12 protein-coding genes and 1 pseudogene are annotated in these 17,976 nt (G+C 61.4%); 6 read left to right on the forward strand and 7 right to left on the reverse strand.

What is annotated here, in order from left to right; translation table 11 throughout:
• Nucleotides 1-4: 4 nt before the first annotated feature.
• Nucleotides 5-1,075: a transposase gene (locus NJC38_RS22805; RefSeq protein ID WP_253117219.1), complete on the reverse strand. Its 1,071-nt coding sequence runs from the start codon at nt 1,073-1,075 to the stop codon at nt 5-7.
• Nucleotides 1,076-1,138: 63 nt separating this feature from the next.
• On the opposite strand from NJC38_RS22805, the pseudogene NJC38_RS22810 reads away from it, so the two are divergent.
• Together NJC38_RS22810 and NJC38_RS22815 are read left to right on the forward strand one after the other, a co-directional pair.
• Nucleotides 1,139-1,300, forward strand: a pseudogene (locus tag NJC38_RS22810) (transposase); the annotation flags it as partial.
• A gap of 290 nt (nt 1,301-1,590) precedes the next feature.
• The gene (locus NJC38_RS22815; protein ID WP_253117220.1) at nt 1,591-2,544 is read left to right on the forward strand and encodes a DUF559 domain-containing protein; all 954 of its coding nucleotides are present in this window, start codon (nt 1,591-1,593) and stop codon (nt 2,542-2,544) included.
• 11 nt (nt 2,545-2,555) lie between these two features.
• Here the strand turns inward: NJC38_RS22815 and NJC38_RS22820 are convergent, their stop codons facing one another.
• Both NJC38_RS22820 and NJC38_RS22825 read right to left on the reverse strand, forming a co-directional pair.
• The gene (locus tag NJC38_RS22820; protein WP_045491353.1) at nt 2,556-3,518 is read right to left on the reverse strand and encodes an endonuclease; all 963 of its coding nucleotides are present in this window, start codon (nt 3,516-3,518) and stop codon (nt 2,556-2,558) included.
• A gap of 143 nt (nt 3,519-3,661) precedes the next feature.
• Complete coding sequence (locus NJC38_RS22825; protein ID WP_253117221.1) at nt 3,662-6,259, reverse strand: patatin-like phospholipase family protein; 2,598 nt, start codon at nt 6,257-6,259, stop codon at nt 3,662-3,664.
• 217 nt (nt 6,260-6,476) lie between these two features.
• Between NJC38_RS22825 and NJC38_RS22830 the strand changes: the two genes are divergently transcribed.
• Nucleotides 6,477-8,993 (forward strand): PAS domain-containing protein, encoded by a 2,517-nt coding sequence (locus NJC38_RS22830; protein ID WP_045491348.1) that lies wholly within the window; start codon nt 6,477-6,479, stop codon nt 8,991-8,993.
• Between the two features lie 204 nt (nt 8,994-9,197).
• Here NJC38_RS22830 and NJC38_RS22835 read toward each other — a convergent pair whose 3' ends face one another.
• Nucleotides 9,198-9,905 (reverse strand): NUDIX hydrolase, encoded by a 708-nt coding sequence (locus NJC38_RS22835; protein ID WP_045491346.1) that lies wholly within the window; start codon nt 9,903-9,905, stop codon nt 9,198-9,200.
• A 1-nt stretch (nt 9,906) separates the two neighbouring features.
• Nucleotides 9,907-10,443, reverse strand: a complete 537-nt coding sequence (locus NJC38_RS22840) for an adenylyltransferase/cytidyltransferase family protein (protein ID WP_045491344.1) — start codon at nt 10,441-10,443, stop codon at nt 9,907-9,909.
• A gap of 195 nt (nt 10,444-10,638) precedes the next feature.
• On the opposite strand from NJC38_RS22840, the gene NJC38_RS22845 reads away from it, so the two are divergent.
• Genes NJC38_RS22845 through nadE form a run of 3 tightly spaced genes read left to right on the forward strand, consistent with a single transcriptional unit; the run spans nt 10,639 to nt 13,357 of the window.
• Nucleotides 10,639-11,286: an isochorismatase family protein gene (locus tag NJC38_RS22845; protein ID WP_253117222.1), complete on the forward strand. Its 648-nt coding sequence runs from the start codon at nt 10,639-10,641 to the stop codon at nt 11,284-11,286.
• Nucleotides 11,287-11,297: 11 nt separating this feature from the next.
• Nucleotides 11,298-12,515 (forward strand): nicotinate phosphoribosyltransferase, encoded by a 1,218-nt coding sequence (gene pncB, locus NJC38_RS22850; RefSeq protein WP_253117223.1) that lies wholly within the window; start codon nt 11,298-11,300, stop codon nt 12,513-12,515.
• 17 nt (nt 12,516-12,532) lie between these two features.
• Nucleotides 12,533-13,357 (forward strand): ammonia-dependent NAD(+) synthetase, encoded by an 825-nt coding sequence (gene nadE, locus NJC38_RS22855; protein WP_253117224.1) that lies wholly within the window; start codon nt 12,533-12,535, stop codon nt 13,355-13,357.
• A 144-nt stretch (nt 13,358-13,501) separates the two neighbouring features.
• On the opposite strand, the gene NJC38_RS22860 is transcribed toward nadE, so the two are convergent.
• Both NJC38_RS22860 and NJC38_RS22865 read right to left on the reverse strand, forming a co-directional pair.
• Nucleotides 13,502-16,570 carry an error-prone DNA polymerase gene (locus tag NJC38_RS22860; RefSeq protein ID WP_253117225.1) on the reverse strand — a complete coding sequence of 1,023 codons (3,069 nt, stop codon included), beginning with the start codon at nt 16,568-16,570 and terminating at the stop codon, nt 13,502-13,504.
• The gene (locus NJC38_RS22865) at nt 16,567-17,976 is read right to left on the reverse strand and encodes a DNA polymerase Y family protein (RefSeq protein WP_253117226.1); all 1,410 of its coding nucleotides are present in this window, start codon (nt 17,974-17,976) and stop codon (nt 16,567-16,569) included. Before NJC38_RS22865 ends, NJC38_RS22860 begins: the two co-directional genes overlap by 4 nt.

Genomic DNA, 17,976 nt, shown 5'->3' on the forward strand with positions numbered 1-17,976 from the left:
CGCCCTAAAGAGCGGGGATTCCTACAGCTAGACGGCGATGCCCCGCCGCGAGAATGTTCCGGGCCGCGTTTACATCGCGGTCGTGGGCTGTACCGCAGCACACGCAGGTCCATTCTCTTATTCGCAAACCGGCTCTACCTTTCGGACTGCTGGTGGAAATGCTTCCACAGCACGAACACGTCTGGGTGGTATAGCGCTCGGCTACAACCTCAAAGACAACGCCTGCCCGTTGGCATTTCTGCTCCAGCATTGTCTTGAGTTGGCCCCATCCTGCATCAAGCGTGGATTTGGCCATTTGAGTCTTTACGAGTTTGGCGCTGGCTACATCGCCAACGAAAATGGCGGCGCAGCGCTCAACCAGGGCGGTTGAGAACTTGTGTTGCGCATCCTTGCGCCGGTTCCTGATCCTGGCATGGAGGGCGCGAACACGTGCCCTCTTGCCAGCACGCTGAGCGATGCCCAGCTTCTGCTCCAGGGTGCGATATTCGCGCCCGACCAACACCTGGCCCTCAGACGTTGTAGCTGCCGCTTTAAGGCCCAGGTCGATGCCAACTGCGGCAGTGCCGATGCACGGCTTGCTCTCAACCTGCACGCAGATATTGAGATACCAGCGCCCCCTGGAATCTTCACTGAAACTGCCGGCCCGCAGGGCGTACTGACTTAAACCGTAGCTGTCCCAAAGGCCAAACCTGAACCCGGCGAACTGAACCTGACCGTTCTTGTATTGCAAGGCACGCGCCTTGAAGGGAATCCAGCCCAGGCTGTATTTGGGGCTGCTCCTGCTGGACACCCGCCAATTGAGCCTGGAACGCTTGAACTGCTTACGGGCCTTGGCGTAGTCCTCGCAAACCTGCTGCACGGTTGGCGAGCCGATCTGCACGCCGTCGCATTTGCTTAATCCATTGGTCAGCTTTTGCAGGTCAAAACCGGAGAGCCACTGGTGGCGTTCCCGGATGGTGCGATGACTCGTTTCATTGCAGTAGTTCCACACCAGATTGACCTCGCGCGCCATCGCAAGCAGCGTTTTCGCGTGCTTGTCTTTGATTCGGAGCTTGAGGGTCCTGGTGTGGGTCATGGAATGAATTATGGTTTGGTCTTTCAAGCTATGGGTGGCGTTGTCGAATCGGGTGGCTTCACTCAGAGGGTATCATCCAGACTGCTGCGTAAGCAGTTCGGGGGTTTCCACCCTTGGCTCAAGCGAAGGGGTGTCCTCTGGTCGCCATCCTGCTTCGCCTCTAGCTGCGGCAGTGCGCCGATTGAAATCCTGCGCCAATACATTGAAGAACAGCAGACTCCCAACCAGGACGCCTGCGGCGTCCGCGCTCTCGACCTCGGGCTAAACCCCGAGGCTTCTCGCGCATATGGTGAAGTATTGCTCCGAGCGCTGTCGGCGGCATGCAAAACCCTGATAACCAGAACTCAATAGCTCTGATACACACAGCGTAAGTCGACTTTTCCTACAGACTTGGCCAGAATTGGCGATTCATTTTGATATTACGCACGAAACGGTCGAGTTATTGCTGCAAAGGTTGCTCCATCGCCTTATGCGTCAGACCTATCTCGCTGATTTTGCATAGCCAGGCAAGCGCTATGACCCACCAGGATTGGTTGAAAAAACACGAAGCGGCATTCGGCGGGCAATTTGAACAATTGTTCGCGCACAGCGTTCTTCCCTTGGTTCCCGGCATTGATTTCTCGACCATCAACGTTCAGTTCCCGTTCAAAGACAGCAACGGCAAGCCGCGATTTTGCGATTTCGTGATCGAGGAAGATGGCGATGTTCGCATCGCGATTGAAGTGGACGGGTATGACAAGCGCGGCACCGGTTCGGGGATGTCGCATGCTGAGTTTGTGGACTGGCAGCGACGCCAGTCATCCCTGACGTCGCAGGGCTGGTTCGTCTTGCGATTCGCCAATCGGGATGTCCGCGACCAGCCAGGCCGTTGTGCCGAGCACATTGGTCTCTTGCTCAAGCGCCAGCGGGCAAAAGCCAGGGACGAAACATTGAACGCTGAGGAAAACCGCAGGCTTGAAACCCTGGCGGCGGCTCAGAAAAGTGAAATAGACACGCTTGCAAGGGAAACCTCGATCATGAAGTACTCAATCACGTCGCTCACGGTCCTGGTGGGTGTGTTCATGTTGGCGTTTTTTTTCAAGGACAGCGGCTCCGAAGCAGGTGCCGTAGCGGTCAGTCAGGCAGCCCCTGCGCTGGGCTCGCCCTCAGGGGCTACCTGTGATAGCCCGTTAGACTGGCGAGCGGCTTCCGACAATATCGGTCAGGTCGCCGCCATCACCGGGCCGGTCATCCGGGTTACTCAAAAGGACAACGTGAAAGGCCAGCCAACCTGGATCGAAGTGGGGGCCGCCTACCCGAACAGCTCGCGGTTGGTGCTGATTGTCTGGGGTCCGGACCGCGAAGCATTCGGTTCACAGTTGTCCTCGACACTCGAAGGCAAGGTGGTTTGCGCGATTGGCATGCTTGAGCGTTACAAGGGCGTGTCGCAGATCGAGCTTAAACACGCCAGCCAGCTTCAGCAGCGCTAGAGTTCCCAGCGTTACTTGCAGTTGCCGGCTTTCTTGTAACCCGCGGCCAAGGCTTGCGCTTCGGTTTCGAAATAGACCCGATTTTTTTCCTTGATCGCGCTATAGCTTGGGCAGCCTTCGGGCAAGTGATAGCTATTGCCGTTCTTGCTGGCGATGATCGCGCCTGAAGTGCTGGCTGTTGCCGCAGCCGGCTCACTGACAGTGGCAGGCTTTGCAGCAATGGCACTGACCACGCCATCACCCACCGGTTTGTAGCCGTCTGTCCAGACACGCTCGCCGGTCACGAATGGATTGCTGTGGCCCATGATCGCTGCGATGCGTTGATCACGCAGCTTTTCCCAAGGCTTGACCGGGTGCTCTTTGTTCCAGGCCATCAGCAGTTGTTGCTGCTGGCGCGACATGTTCAGGTTGTAGCGATCGAACATGTAGAAAGTGGTCCGGGCTACCAGCCCCTTGACCTCATCACGGGGTTCGGCAACTTTCTGGGCGAAGTCCACTTTGGTCTGGCACTGGCCGTACTGCGGTTTTTTCGAGGTGACCATGCCATAGCTGAAATTGCCGCGGTCGCCGTTCACTTCACCCACTGCGGGGTAGAGGTTGAACAGGTTGGCTTCCATGACACGGAACACCGGGTCGTCTTTTTCACAGAACTCGCGGCCGCCTTTCTGCCAGCACTGGCGCTGATGGCCGAAGGTCCAGGCCGGGACGATATGCTCCCACTCGGTGCGTTCGGCACGTTCGTTCTGGTTACGTGGCTGGTAGCCGCACGCTTTCGGATTGAGCTTGCCACCGGACTTGCCTTCCCACTCCCACTGGCAACCGCAATACAGTTCGCCAAGGGCGCTATTGGCCTGGTCGTTGTAGATCTTTTCCTTGGCCACGACTTTGGCCTCGGAGAAGTTCGAAGGTGGCGCGGCCAGGGCCGGCGCATTGCAGGACAGGACAAGACTCAACAGCAGAAGCAGTTTTTTCATGGGCGTTTATCGGCACCGGGCAGAAGAATGGGCGCGCGATTATACGCAGTTGGCCGCGCAAGGGTGACCGTCAATGCGATTTCCTTGCGCCAAAGCGTCAGAACCCGGTATCCAGAGTCAGGACACCGGGCTGTGCGGGTGGATCATTGCTGCAAATAACCCCACAGCGCATCACTCACGTCGCTCGGCTGGCCGTTACCGAACAGGGTTTGGCCGATCTGCAGGCCCAGTTGCCGATAGCTTTCGAACTGCGCTTCGTTGAAGAACTGGTCCGCCGTGCTTTCGTTGGGAAAGGTCGGATGCGCGTTGGCGTAATTGAACACGTCCACCGGCAGGCCAGTAATGACTCTGGGTTTGAGCAGCAGGATGCGGGCGGTGGTTTCGCCCTTGTGGTCGAGCACATTGAACAGCATCGCGCAGCGGCGGCTGTCTTCAGGTGCCGTGCTGGCGAAGCTGCCGGCATGGCCGAAGTAGGGCGCCAGCGCAGCGACCCCGTGCACGCCTTGGTCCTCGACGATTTCCAGCGCCTGATCGATGCGGGCCAGGCGGATCAGGTTGGCCAGGTCATTGAACGCGAAGTCCGGATCAGCGCCGCAGTCACAGGTCACAATCAGCTCGATATCACGCCCTTCGCGGATCAGCTCGTAGGTTGCAGTGTTCTCAAAATGGCCGCCGTCAGACAGATACTGGTAATCGCGACGTACGCCATGAAAATGCGCGCTCAGCTCGTAGAACAGGTAGGTCTGGGTCGCAAACACGCGGCTCCAGCCCTTGTCACGCCAGACGCGGTCATCCCTGGGCTGTTCGCCGGGTTCAAGGAAATTGCTCGGCCACCAGGTGCCTAGCCGCAGGTTGCTCAAGCCCAGACACAACGAGGTGCCCAGTGTCGTGGCCCGGCCCAGGCCGGTGGAGACCGCCGCCCCCGAGGTCGCCACCCAGTGCGCCAGGCCCAATGGCTGCTGGATCTCGCTGCCCCAACGGCTCTGCTGCGAGCGGGCACGCGGGTAGCCGTCGAGCACATAACTGACACTGTCGGCACCTGCGCGCCCGCTCGGCGCCAGGCACAGCGGCATGCCTTTGCGGTCACGCTGTACCAACTGCTCGGCCGGGTCGACGGTGAGGTTCATGGTTACGTTGATCAGGTGCACCGGCGCGCAGGTGGTGGCGCTGTAATAGTCCTCGATAGCGATATCGTCACCGGGCAGTGCTTCGGCAACACTGAGGCGCTGGCGACGAATCTTGCCGCTTGCGCCGGCAAAGCGCAGGCCGTTGGAGGCGCCAAGGTAGGCCCGCGCCAGGCGGCTGCTATAGAACGACTGCAACGAAGACTGGTTGAGAAAACCGACAAACCGCCCGGCCACCAGGCTCAAGACCAAGGCGACGGCGGCCAGCCCGGTCAGGCGCAGCAGAGTCCCGGACGCTGGACCTTCGGCTCGTACGAATTCCACCAGCAAGCCCCAGATCAGCGCGACCAGCAGAAAAATCGCAAGGCCGGCCACGCCCGCGATCAGCCCCAGTGGCAGACGGCTCAGCCAGCCCAGCACGGCTTTACCGTCCAACAGCCCGGCCAACCCGCGAACGGCGGCAATCAGGGCTGGCAACACCACCAACGAGGCGCGGTACTCGCTGTCATACAGCGCCTGAGCCAGCCATGGCACCAGCGCGAGAAAGCCCAGCGCCAGGGTCAGGATCAAGGCTTGAGCCAGGTAACGGGTGACCATCACCCGATAGGTGCCCACGCTGCCCCAGACCGGTAAAGCCGGGTCTTTGTTGCGCTTGCAGCGCAGATGCAGTGCGACTGCAACACACATCACGACACCCAGCCAGGACAGCCCGCCACTGCCGAGCAGAACCGCCGACAACGGCGGCGCAAGGCCTGGCGCGAGCAATCCCAGGCCCAGCAGCAACGCACCGGCACCCAGCGTGGCGAGAACCGCCCAATTGCACAGATTTACCGGGTCGTTTTGATTGTCGCGGGCGTAGACCATCCAGAACGCCAGCATCAGCGGTATCACCGCAAGCAGCACGGACCCGGCCGGCAACCACCAGAGCGAATTGCACAGCACTGCGCTCAAGACGCTATTGGCAGCGCACAACGAACTTCCGGCCACGGCGACCTGTAGCAGCGTCGCCATGGCCAGGGCAAACAGCAACGGCATGCCGATGACCAGATGCACGGCCATCAGGTTGCGCAGCGAGATGCCCAGCAAATAGAACAGGTCACCGGCCCCGGTAGGGGTCAGGTAACGGCCGTTTTCCCGCAGCCAGGCCAGCGGCGCGGCACCTGCCGGCGCACGGGCATAATCGGTGCTGGTATGAATGCGCCCCGGTGGTTCGTAGTCCAGTACCTCATAAGCCTGTTCGGCCGCTGTGACTGGCGGGTTGGCAGAGGCTTCAGGCGCCTCGCTGCCACGCAGGCGGCCCGGCACGAACAGACTGCCAAAGAACGAACCCAGATAGCCGCCGCCGCTGACCGTCGACAAGTAATCGAAGCGGCTCAGCAGGCGTTTGCCAGAGCCTGGTTGGCCTGGCGAAGCATCGGGCGCCTTGGCCCTGGCCAGGGCTTGCAGCACGCCAAGGTTGAATGTCGCGCTACGGATCCCGCCACCGGACAGGGCCAACGCCCAGTAGCGGCCGTTTTTCGGCGCCAGGCCCAGCAGGCGGCGGCGCTCGGTGATGCGCGCGTGCTCGGCGTTGAATTGCGCTTGCTGCTCAGGCGAAGCCGGTTGTTGCGCGTCCATGTGCCGTCCCGTTGAATATGAGTGGTGGTCCTTGTTGAGCCGGAAGATAATGCATGGCGGCAGCCATTTGCCAGCATCGAATGGCACGATTGTTCATCGTTCCTGTCAAAGGCACTTGTTGTACCCGTGCCCGAACGGTGCCTGATCGTCTAAACACCCTGCATAGGTAGTTGCAATCCTGAAAGATCTTGACCGTACAGCGCTGGAAGCCGAGGTGATGCGCCTGCGGGCGGCCCTGGCCGAAGCTGGCCTTCACGCCCCGGGTGCTTGCGCAGGCGCGCGCAAGTCCGAAAGCTGCGCGACCGCGCGTGCCATCGAAGAGACTCAGGAGCGCTACCGGCTGGTGGCCAAGGCGACCAACGACGCAATCTGGGACTGGGACCTGCAGGGCAACCACGTGCAGTGGAACGACGCACTGCAACAAGCCTATGGCCATTGCCCTGGGCCTGACGACATGACCGGCGAGTGGTGGATCGCGCAGATCCACCCCGATGACCGCCAGCGCATTGATCACTCGATCCATGCGGTGATCGACGGCAGCGCAACCTCCTGGACCGATGAATACCGTTTTGTCCGCGCCGATGGCTCCTACGCCGAAGTGCTCGATCGTGGTCATGTGATCCGTAATGCTGACGGCCAGGCCACGCGGATGATTGGCGCGATGCTCGACCTGAGCCATATGCGCAGCGCCGAAACCGCCTTGCGCGAGAGCGAAGAGCGCTACCGGACCATTCTGGAAACCATCGAAACGGCCTTTGCCATCGTCCAGGTGAAGTTCAACGAGCAGGACCAACCGGTGGACTATCGCTTCGTCGAGGTCAACGCGGCCTTCGAACGTCAGGCCGGCGTCAACCTGCGCGGCAAGTGGGTGACCGAATTCGCGCCGAACCTTGAGCCGTTCTGGTTTCAAACCTACGGCCATGTGGCCAAAACCGGTGAGCCGGCCAACTTCGAGAACTTCGCCGAAGCCTTCCAGCGTTGGTTCGACGTACGTGCGGTGCGGGTCGGTGACCCTGCGCAGCGCCAGATCGGGATCTTTTTCAGCGATGTCACCGCGCGCCGCACTGCCCAGGAACGCCTGCGGCTCAGTGAGGCTGTGGCGCGGGAAAACGTCGAGCGCGTGCAACTGGCTCTGGCTGCCGGGGCCATCATTGGCACCTGGCACTGGGACTTGCCCACCGATCGGTTCACGGTCGACGAAGGGTTTGCCAAGGGCTTTGGCCTTGATCCGGCATTGGGCCGGGTCGGGCTGAGCCTGCGTCAGGTGATCGACACCGTGCACCCGGACGACACTGACGGGCTGATCGAGGCAATCAACGAAGTGGTCGCTCGCGGCGGGGCTTATGCCCACCAGTACCGGGTGCGCCGCGCTGACGGCAAATATTACTGGATCGAAGCCAATGGCCGGGTCGACCACGCAGCGGACGGCACGCCGCTGAGTTTTCCCGGGGTGCTTATCGACGTGCAGGAGCGGCGCACGGTAGAGGCCGAGCGTGATCGCGCCACCGCCGCTTTGCGGGCCATCAACGACACGCTGGAATTGCGCGTGGCCGAACGCACCGCAGAACTGATGCAAGCCGAAGAAAAGCTGCGTCAGTCGCAGAAGATGGAGGCGGTCGGTCAATTGACCGGTGGCCTGGCTCACGACTTCAATAACCTGCTGGCCGGTATCTCCGGCGCGCTGGAACTGATGGACATGCGCATCGCCCAGGGGCGGCTCAAGGATGTCAGCAAGTACATCAGCGCCGCTCAGGGTGCAGCCAAGCGCGCGGCCTCACTGACCCACCGGCTGCTTGCCTTCTCGCGGCGTCAGACCCTCGACCCGCGGCCCACCGATATCAACACGCTGGTGGCCGGTATGACCGAGATGATCCAGCGCACTGTCGGGCCGGGCATCGAGATCGAAGCCTTGGGCCAGGATGAACTTTGGCCGACCCTGGTGGATATCAGTCAGCTTGAGAATGCCTTGCTCAATCTGTGCATCAACGCCCGCGATGCGATGCCCGATGGCGGGCGTATTACCATCGAAACGGCCAACCGTGAGCTTGATGCCGTCACGGCCGCTGCCTATGAGGTTGGCGCAGGCGACTATGTCGCCCTCAGCGTCACCGACACCGGTACCGGCATGCCGCCGGAAGTGATCGCCAAGGCTTTCGATCCATTCTTTACCACCAAGCCGATTGGCCAGGGCACCGGCCTTGGCCTGTCGATGATCTACGGCTTTGCCAGGCAGTCTGGCGGCCAGGCGCGGATTTACTCGGTACCCGGACAAGGCGCCACGGTGCGCTTGTACCTGCCCAGGCATCTGGGCGAGGCGCAAAAGGAGGAGGGCGATGCCGAACGCGAGTTCACGGCCACTGCCTCATCCGACGAGGCGATTCTGATCGTCGATGACGAACCCACCGTGCGCATGCTGCTGGCCGATGTGCTTGGCGAACTGGGCTATACGGTCATTGAAGCCAACGACAGCATGGCCGGGCTGAAACTGCTGCGCTCGGATATGCGCATCGATCTGTTGATTACCGACGTGGGCCTGCCCGGCGGGATGAACGGCCGGCAAATGGCCGACGCCGGGCAGGAAGTACGTCCAGGCCTCAAGACCTTGTTCATCACCGGCTACGCCGAAAGCGCCGCGATTGGCTGCGGGGATTTGGGCGAAGGCCGGCTGGTCCTGACCAAACCCTTCACCACCGAAGCCCTGGCCACACGGGTACGCGAGTTGATTGGCTCGTAGCGGCAGCTTTAGCTTTCAATATATTCCCAGCAGATGCTGTGACTTTCCTGGCCCTTTCGTCGGAATGCCGCCCAGACCAAGGTCGCCCACCGGGGGCATACAGTACCTAAGTGACCCGTATTGGCTTTAGCTGCGAACGGTTTCGCGTACGGTTCGCCGCTAAAGCGGCTCCTACAGATGCCGTGGCGATGCCTGAGCGACCGATCAGTCCAAAAAGCTGCGATCAAACAGGTACAGACTCTCGGGCCTGAGATTGTCCAGGGTCGCCTGCGGCCGACCGCCGTCGCCGTTCTTTTTGCGCCCTGATTCACGCAGGTAACCGGCCTCAGTCATTTTCAGCAAACGCTGGCGGATGCTGGTCTTGAGCACCGGGCGTTGCAGCACCAGCGAGAAAATGTTCACCGCCTCCGGCGCGCTGAATTCCGCCCCCAGAAACATCAGCGGCAGGCTGCTGTACATCGATTTGGACAACAGCCGCTCATGACAGCCGGCAACCAGCCTGTTGTGGTCAAAAGGCAGTTTGAAGACCCCGGAGGCAGCCTCTTGCAACGACACAAAGCGTTGCCCTTCGCCCGGTTCAACGCTGCTGCTGACAATCGCCAGATAGTAAGTCGATGAAGACCAGCAGCGCGGATCACGAAACGCATCGCCCACGGTGCCGACCTGTTCACTCCAGGCCAGCGGCATGGCGACCTTGCTGGAGCTGCGCAGACGCTCCAGCGCATCGTCCAGAGTGCGGTCTTCGACATCGCCATTGACCACGATACCGGGCAGCGCCCAGTGCCCGGCGTAGGGTTCGTTGTCGCGCTGATTGAGCAGGATCTGCAAGGTCTGGCTGGTGCGACAGTAGCGCAGCACACACAGGTCGATGGTGTGCAGGTAAGCGGCTCTTGGGGGGGTAGGGGCTTGCATGTCAATGTCCGGCAACGGCGTAGTGGCGATAGTTTAACGGATTGAGGCCGGGGGCCAGCCAGTGTTCAGGCAATGCTTCTCCTTGCAACAGGCGTTCACGCAGAAGGCTGCTGCGCACCGGGGCCTGTTCGGCAATGCTGATCACTGCAAACCTGCGCAGTAAGGCTTCGCCCTGGTAGAAACGGGGCAGTTGTTGCAGCACATCCGGGCCGACCACCAGGGCCAGTTGCCGGTCCGCGACGCCCAGGCTGGCGGCCAGGTGGTCGAGTAACGCATAGCTGTAGACCGGCCCAGGTTGATCGGCTGCCAGTTGCTGCTCCACGTCGCTGACGCTGATTGCCGCTGCCTGCAAGTGCGTGACGATGCGCTGTAGCCAGTCCACGCGCAATGCGTGATCGGCCATCTGCTTGCCATCCGGGTGCCTGAAGCTGGGCACCACCAACACCCGGCGCGCCAGACGCGCGGCTTCCAGCATGACGTTTACATGGCCGATGTGAGGCGGGTTGAAGGCGCCGCCATAGACTGCGATCTCGTACATGCCCGGTTACCTTTTGTGAGTACACGTCGTATACCTTATAGCAGTTTCACGCGCTGCGTAAGCCAGGCGGATGAAATGAGAACCCTGCCTCAGAATGGAGTGTTTCGTACGCCAGGACTGCGGTGGATGAAAAAACGGATTGCATCAAGAGTACATGACGTATACCTTTGGCTTCACGAACAGGAGGTACACGACATGAACCGCTCCTTTAGCTCTACCGCTTCTTTCGATGTTGACGCCCAGAAGGGCTTTACGCCGCTTTGCCCCGCTGAACTACCGGTAGCCGGTGGTGATCAGATCGCCAGCGATCTGAACTTCATCGCAACCCTGGCCAGCGTGCGGGTCGGCAGCAAGGATGCACACAGCCCCAACGCCCCTTGGGTGGTTGGCTGCCATGAGCAGATGCTGCAACCCACGGGGCTTGCGCATGCCGACCTGACTTGGGTCAGCCACTGCGTACCGGGCACTGAAGGTTTTGACTTGCTCGACGAATTGCCCGCGCCCTATGACTACGACTACTTCGTCTGGAAGGGCGTGGAGCCGGACTTTCACCCGTACGGCGCGCTGTACCACGACCTGCACGGCAAACTGTCCACCGGGGTGGCGCAGTACCTGGACAGCCGGGGGATCAAACAAGTGATTGTCGGTGGCCTGGCTCTGGACTTCTGCGTCAAGACCACCGCGCTGCAACTGGTCGCTGTCGGCTTCAAGGTGATCATTCACCTGCCGGCCTGCCGCGCTATCAGTGAGGCGGGTGCTGCGCAAGCGATCCACGAGATGCAACAAGCGGGCATTGCCATCGGCACCACCCGGGAACAGACCGCCAGACTGGCCAGCGAATAAGGAGCACGATCATGGACAGCGCATTTGACCGCGACACCGGTGTCATCCAGAGCCTGCTGGACACTGACTACTACACCTTCACCATGATGCAGGCGGTGCTGCACCAGCACCCCAATGTGGATGTGGAATACCTGTTTATTGTTCGCTCGCAGGAAAAACTCGGTCACCTGATCCCCGAGATCCGCGTCGAACTGGAGCGTCTGGCCGATCTGCAGATGCGTGAGGGCGAGCAGCGCTTTCTGTTCAACCGGCGCTTTCGTGAATACCTGACCCCTGATTTTGAGCAGTTCCTGGGCCTGTTTCGCTTCAACCTGCGCTACATCCATGTCTCGGAGGTTGATGGCCAACTTAATATCCGGGTTCGCGGGCCGATGCTGCACTGCATCATGTTCGAGCAACCGGTGCTGGCGATGGTCAGCGAACTGCGCAACCGCGACAAATACCCGGATGTCGAGCTGGAAGACGTTACCCGTCGGCTCTATCAGAAATTCGAGTGGCTGGAGAAAAATGCCAGCGCCGATGAGCTGGCCGAACTTCGGGTTTCAGACTTTTCGACCCGGCGGCGCTTGTCGTTCCGTGCCCAGCGAGAAATGGTCGACATCATGCGCCGCGACTTTCCGGGGGTATTTGTCGGGACCAGCAACGCGCACCTGGCTTATGAATTCGACCTGCCGCTGATCGGCACCATGGCTCACCAGTGGCTGATGGTCCACCAGCAAATGGGCCGGTTGCGCGAGAGCCAGAGTGCGGCGCTGGAAAACTGGGTGCGTGAATACCGTGGCCGGTTGGGGATCGCGCTGACTGACTGCATCAGCACCGACTTTTTCCTCAAGGACTTCGACCTGTACTTCGCCAAGCTGTACGACGGCCTGCGCCAGGACTCCGGCAACCCCATCGTCTGGGCCGACAAGGTGCTGGCGCGCTACCAGGAACTGGGCATCGACCCGCGCAGCAAGGACCTGATGTTCTCCGACGGGCTGAATTTCGAAAAATGCCTGCCGATCCTGCGCCACGTGCGTGGCAAGGCCAAAGTCGGCTTCGGCATGGGCACCAGCCTGGCGTGTGATGTTGAAGGCGTAGAGCCGCTGAGCATTGTCATGAAACTGGTGCGGGTGCATGGCGAACCGGTGGTGAAGTTTTCCGACGACCCGGTGAAGAACGTCTGCGAAGACGCCTCGTTCCTGCAATACGCAGCGCAGGTGTTCAACGTTGACCTGAATAATCAGTGACAGCAGGAGAATCTTTGATGAGTACTCAACTGCAACGCGACATTGCCCTGCAACTGGGTATCGACCGGCAGTGGCAGCCCGGTACGCAAACCGGTGAAATCACCCGACGCACCGGGTTCATCAAGCAGGTGCTGCGCGAGTCGGGCTGCAAGACTCTGGTGCTGGGGATCAGTGGCGGTGTTGACTCGCTGACCGCCGGGCGCTTGTGCCAGTTGGCGGTGGAGCAACTGCGCGAGGAGGGCGTTGACGCCCGGTTTATCGCCGTGCGCCTGCCATACCGCAGCCAGGCCGACGAGCGTGATGCTCAGGCCGCGCTGGACTTCATTCGTCCGGATCAGATCACTACCAGCAATATCGCTGCTGCGGTCGATGACCTGATGGACTCGATCAGCATTGAAGGCTTGCAGCCGACCCCGGAGCTGACCGACTTCACCAAAGGCAACGTCAAGGCGCGGACACGGATGGTGGCGCAATACGCGATTGCCAACTTCTGCAACGGTCTGGTGGTCGGCACTGATCACGCCGCCGAGGCACTGATGGGCTTTTTCACCAAGTTCGGCGATGGCGCCTGCGACCTGGCGCCGCTGTCTGGCCTGACCAAAGGCCAGGTCAGACAAGTGGCCAAAGCACTGGGCGCGCCCCAGGCGCTGGTGTTCAAGGCGCCGACAGCGGATCTGGAAGACTTGCAGCCGGGCAGGCTGGATGAGGCGGCATATGGCTGTAGCTATGCCGAGATTGATGCTTATTTGATGGGCGAAGAGGTCAGTGCTGACACCCGTGGGATTATCGAGACAGCCTTCAGGCGTACCGCGCACAAGCGAGCGTTGCCGAGGGTGCCTTGAACTTCTCTTGCAGCCATGATGTGCATGCCTTTGTGGGCCACCTTGGTCTGGGCGGCATTCCGACGAAGAGGCCGGTACATTCACAGCAGATGTAGTGTTTTTACTGGCCTATTCGCGAGCAGATCGGATCGCCGCCCGGTCGGTCTACTGGAAGTCGCGGCTGCGGACATCGAGTCCTTCGAGCAAATCGCTCCGGTCCAGCAAATGCCCGGCAATCAGATGCCGAACTCCGGATTCCACTTCAAGCCTGCCCTTGACCTGTAGCAACCGCGAATGGACCAGCGCGGTCCGGTAGCGCTCGGCCAGGTCGCGCCAGACCAGCACATTGACCATGCCGAACTCGTCTTCCAGAGTCACGAAGGTCACCCCCGAAGCGGTGCCGGGGCGTTGGCGACCGGTGACGATGCCGATCGCGGTGACATGGCTGCTGGGCTCTGTGTGGCTCAGGTCGCGGGAGCTTCTGGCCCGCAGGCTACGCAAGGTATCGCGCAGCAGCGCCAGTGGGTGCGGGCCGAGGGTGGTGCCGGTGCGGGCGTAGTCGGCGTACATGTTCTGCACCACACTGGGGGCCGGAATGACCACAGGGTCCTCCGGCACCGGACTGTCGAACAGCGGCAGTGAGGGTTGCACGGCGGCAATAGCCCAGAGCGCCAGGTGGCGGTTGTCGGCCAACTGGCGCAATGCGTTGGCTTCGGCCAGGCATTGGCGGGCCTTGTGATCCAGTTGGGCGCGCAGGCACAGGTCGCTGATATCCCTGAAAGCGCTGGCCTTGCGAGCCTGCTCGATCTGCCGGGCGACGGGTTCTGGCAGGCCGCGCACCATACGCAAGCCCAGCCGAATTGCGGGTTGCGGCTGGTGCAGTTGTTCAAGGCTGCAATCCCAACTGCTGACCGTGACATCCACCGGACGTACTTCAATGCCGTGGCGGCGGGCGTCTTGCAGCACCTGGTCAGGTGAATAAAACCCCATCGGCCAGCTATTGATCAGGGCGCAGGCGTAGGCCGCCGGTTCATGACACTTGAGCCAGCAACTGGCGTAGGTAAGCAGGGCAAAGCTGGCGGCATGGGATTCGGGAAAGCCGTAACTGCCAAAGCCCTTGATCTGCTCGAAGATGCGTGCGGCGAATTCTTCGGTATAGCCATTGTTGAGCATCCCTTTACGCAACCGTATCTGGTGCGGCTCCAGCCCGCCATGGCGTTTCCAGGCGGCCATGGAACGGCGCAGTTCATCGGCCTCGCCGGGGGTGTAGCCGGCGGCAACGATAGCCAGCTTCATCACCTGCTCCTGAAATAGCGGTACACCCAAGGTGCGTGCAAAGACCTCTTTGAGTTCTTCTTTCGGGTAAGTGACCTTCTCCTTATCGTGGCGGCGACGCAGGTAGGGATGCACCATATCGCCCTGAATGGGGCCGGGTCGCACGATAGCGACCTGAATCACCAAATCATAGAATTCGCGTGGCCGCAAGCGCGGCAGCATGGCCATCTGCGCCCGGGATTCGATCTGAAACACGCCCAGGGTATCGGCCCGGCAAATCATGTCGTAGGTGGCGCTGTCATCGGGCGGGATCTTCGCCACGGTCAGATCGCGGCGGCCACTTTCCTTCAACAACGCCAGGCAACGGCGAATCGCACTGAGCATACCCAGCGCCAGCACATCGACTTTCATCAGCCCCAGGGCGTCGATGTCATCCTTGTCCCACTGAATGATGGTCCGGTCGGGCATTGCCGCATTTTCCACCGGCACCAGCGTCGAGAGTGGCTGCTGCGAGATCACAAAGCCGCCCGGATGCTGCGACAGGTGCCGAGGAAAACCGATCAGTTGTTCGGTCAATGCCAGGACCATGCGCACCTGGCGGTTCTGCGGGTCGAAGCCGGCCTCAATGAAGCGCTCCAGCGGCGGCAGGCTGTCACTCCAGCGGCTGCAGCATTTAGCCAGGGCGGTGATCTGATCGGCAGGCCAGCCCAGCGCCTTGGCCACATCCCGAATGGCCCCGGTGACATGGTAAGTGCTGGCCACGGCGGTGAGGGCGGCGCGTTCGCGGCCGTAGCGATTGAACACGTACTGGATCACCTCTTCGCGGCGTTCGTGCTCGAAATCCACGTCGATATCCGGCGGTTCATTGCGCTCGCGGGAGATGAACCGCTCGAACAGCATCTCCATGCGCGTGGGGTCCAGTTCGGTGATGCCCAAGGCGTAACAGACCGCCGAGTTGGCCGCCGAGCCACGCCCCTGGCAGAGAATGTTCTGGCCACGGGCAAAGTGAACAATGTCGTGCACCGTGAGAAAGTAACTCTCGTATTGCAGTTCGATGATCAGCTCGAGTTCATTGTCGATCTGTTGACTGATCGGTTCAGGTACGCCGGCTGGCCAACGCCATTGACAGCCGTTCCAGGTCAGCTCGCGCAACCAACTGGCAGCGGTCTTGCCCTGCGGCACCACTTCATGGGGGTACTCGTAACGCAGCTCATCGAGCTGAAAAGTGCACTGCGTGGCGATTTTGACCGACTCATCCAATAATGCCTGAGGGTAAAGACTCTGCAGCACCGGCACTGGCCGCAGGTGGCGTTCGCCATTCGGGAACAGCTGATAGCCGGCCTCGCTGACCGTACAGTGCTGGCCGATGGCAGTCAGGGTGTCTTGCAGCGCCCGCCGGCCGCGGGCATGCATATGCACATCGCCGCTGGCCACCAGCGGCAGTTGCAGTCGCGCCCCCAACTGCTGCAGGTCGGCCAGTTGCCGCGCATCATCTGCGCCGTGGTGCAGTTGCACACTGATCCAGCAAGCGTCAGGAAACATCGACGCGACCCATCGTCCGTGTGCCTCACAGGCCCGCGGGCCTGGCACCCACAGCGCAATGATGCCCTCAGTGGTCGCGGCAAAATCGGCCTGGCCCAGTGCATAGCAGCCCTTGCGGCTACGCCGCCGGGCCAGCGTGACCAGCTTGCAGATGTTCTGGTAACCGGTCAGGTCACGGGCCAGCAGCACAAGTTTGATGCCTTCGCTGAGTTGCACTTCGATGCCGGTGATCAACTGCACGCCACTGGCTTTGGCCGCCTGCCAGGCACGCACAATACCGGCCAGTGAACACTCATCGGTGATGGCCAGGGCCTGGTAACCAAGCTGGGCAGCCCGCTCGAACAGCTCTTTGGCAGTGGAAGCGCCACGCTGAAAGCTGAAGTTGGACAGGCAGTGCAGCTCGGCATAGCGGCTCATGAAAACCAGCCGTGCAGTTGCAGCGGCCCCTCACAGCCTGCGTCACGAAAAGCCCAGCCACGCTGGCCATCGCGGGTTTGCACCACGTAATAGTCGCGGCGCACATCGCCGCCGTCCCACCAGCCGGACTCGATACGTTCAGGGCCGGCCAGGATCTGCACGCTGTCATCGTTCAGGGTTGAGGGTTCGCTAAGCAGCCAGCCAGGACGCGGCGCATCAATGGCTGAGGGCAGGGCGCCCGGTTCGACAGACCAGGCATGCTCGGGACGATGATCGGCGCGCGGGTGCAGCTCCCGTACCGAGCCGTCGCCAAGCCGCGCCCGTAGCCGCTCGCGCAAGGGCTCCCAGGCTTGCAACTGCTGGGGCCGCTCGTTGAACAGCGGCTGATGTTGCGGGGTAAATGTCGGCAACTGTTCGGCCAGCAAGCGCACCGCCAGCACCGCGGCGGGTAGCCGTTGCTGCTCCAGCCGGCCACGGGTCAGCTCGAAGAGCATGCCTGCGTCGCGTTCGGCACTGAGCAAACCGACCGGCACCTGTGTAGTCGGGTGGCTGCGATGCTCAAGATGCAGTACGAAGCGCTGCACGCCACAGTCGCGACCGGCAAGATAGGCCGCCAGGTCACCGGTCAGGCGGCGTAACGGGAACAGCAAGGCCTGATGGGAGTCGACCTCGAAATTCAACTCGATGCGCGCATCGAACACATCCGGGGGGCTATAGAAGGTCAAGGCCAGGGCGCGCCGACCGCTTAGCCGGTCGAGTTGCTGCAGCACCTCGGGGGCAAAACGGCGGGCCAGACCGTCACGCGGCAAGGCCAGCACCTGACGAAGCTGGCGCAACCCCATGCGCGCGAGGGTATTGGCGGCATCAATGGGCAGGCCGACGCGCTCTATGGGCAGCGGGTCGAGGGTCTGCGCCAGCCGTTGTGCGTCCAAAACCGCCAGACCGTCTCGGCCATTGGCCAGTACTCGGGCGGCGGCCGGGTTGGGCGCGGCACTTATGCGATGGACAAAACCCAACGCAGCCAGCTCTTCACGCAGGCGCGCTTGCAGTTTTGGCCAGGGGCCGAACAGACCCAGGCTCGACTGCACTTCCAGCAGCAGGCAACGCGGATAATGCAGGCTGACCTGCGCACTGAAACCATAGGCCCAGGCCGCCAGAAATTGCTGCGAAGCTTCAATCTGTGAAACATCGTAATCGGCCATGGCAAAGCCGCTGGCCAGGCTTTGCGCGGCGGTCAGTGACTGGCCCGCTCGCAAGCCCAGAGCCCGCGCTGCCGGGTTGACCGCTTGCAGCACCCGGCGCTGCGCAGGCCCACTGAGCAGCACCAGCGGCTGATCGCTATCGGCACGCTGGCGTAGCACGCCGTCCATGGCCAGTTGCGGGAACAGAATGCAGGCCCAGAGCAT

The organism is Pseudomonas sp. 21LCFQ010 (assembly GCF_024129905.1).
GTDB lineage: Bacteria > Pseudomonadota > Gammaproteobacteria > Pseudomonadales > Pseudomonadaceae > Aquipseudomonas.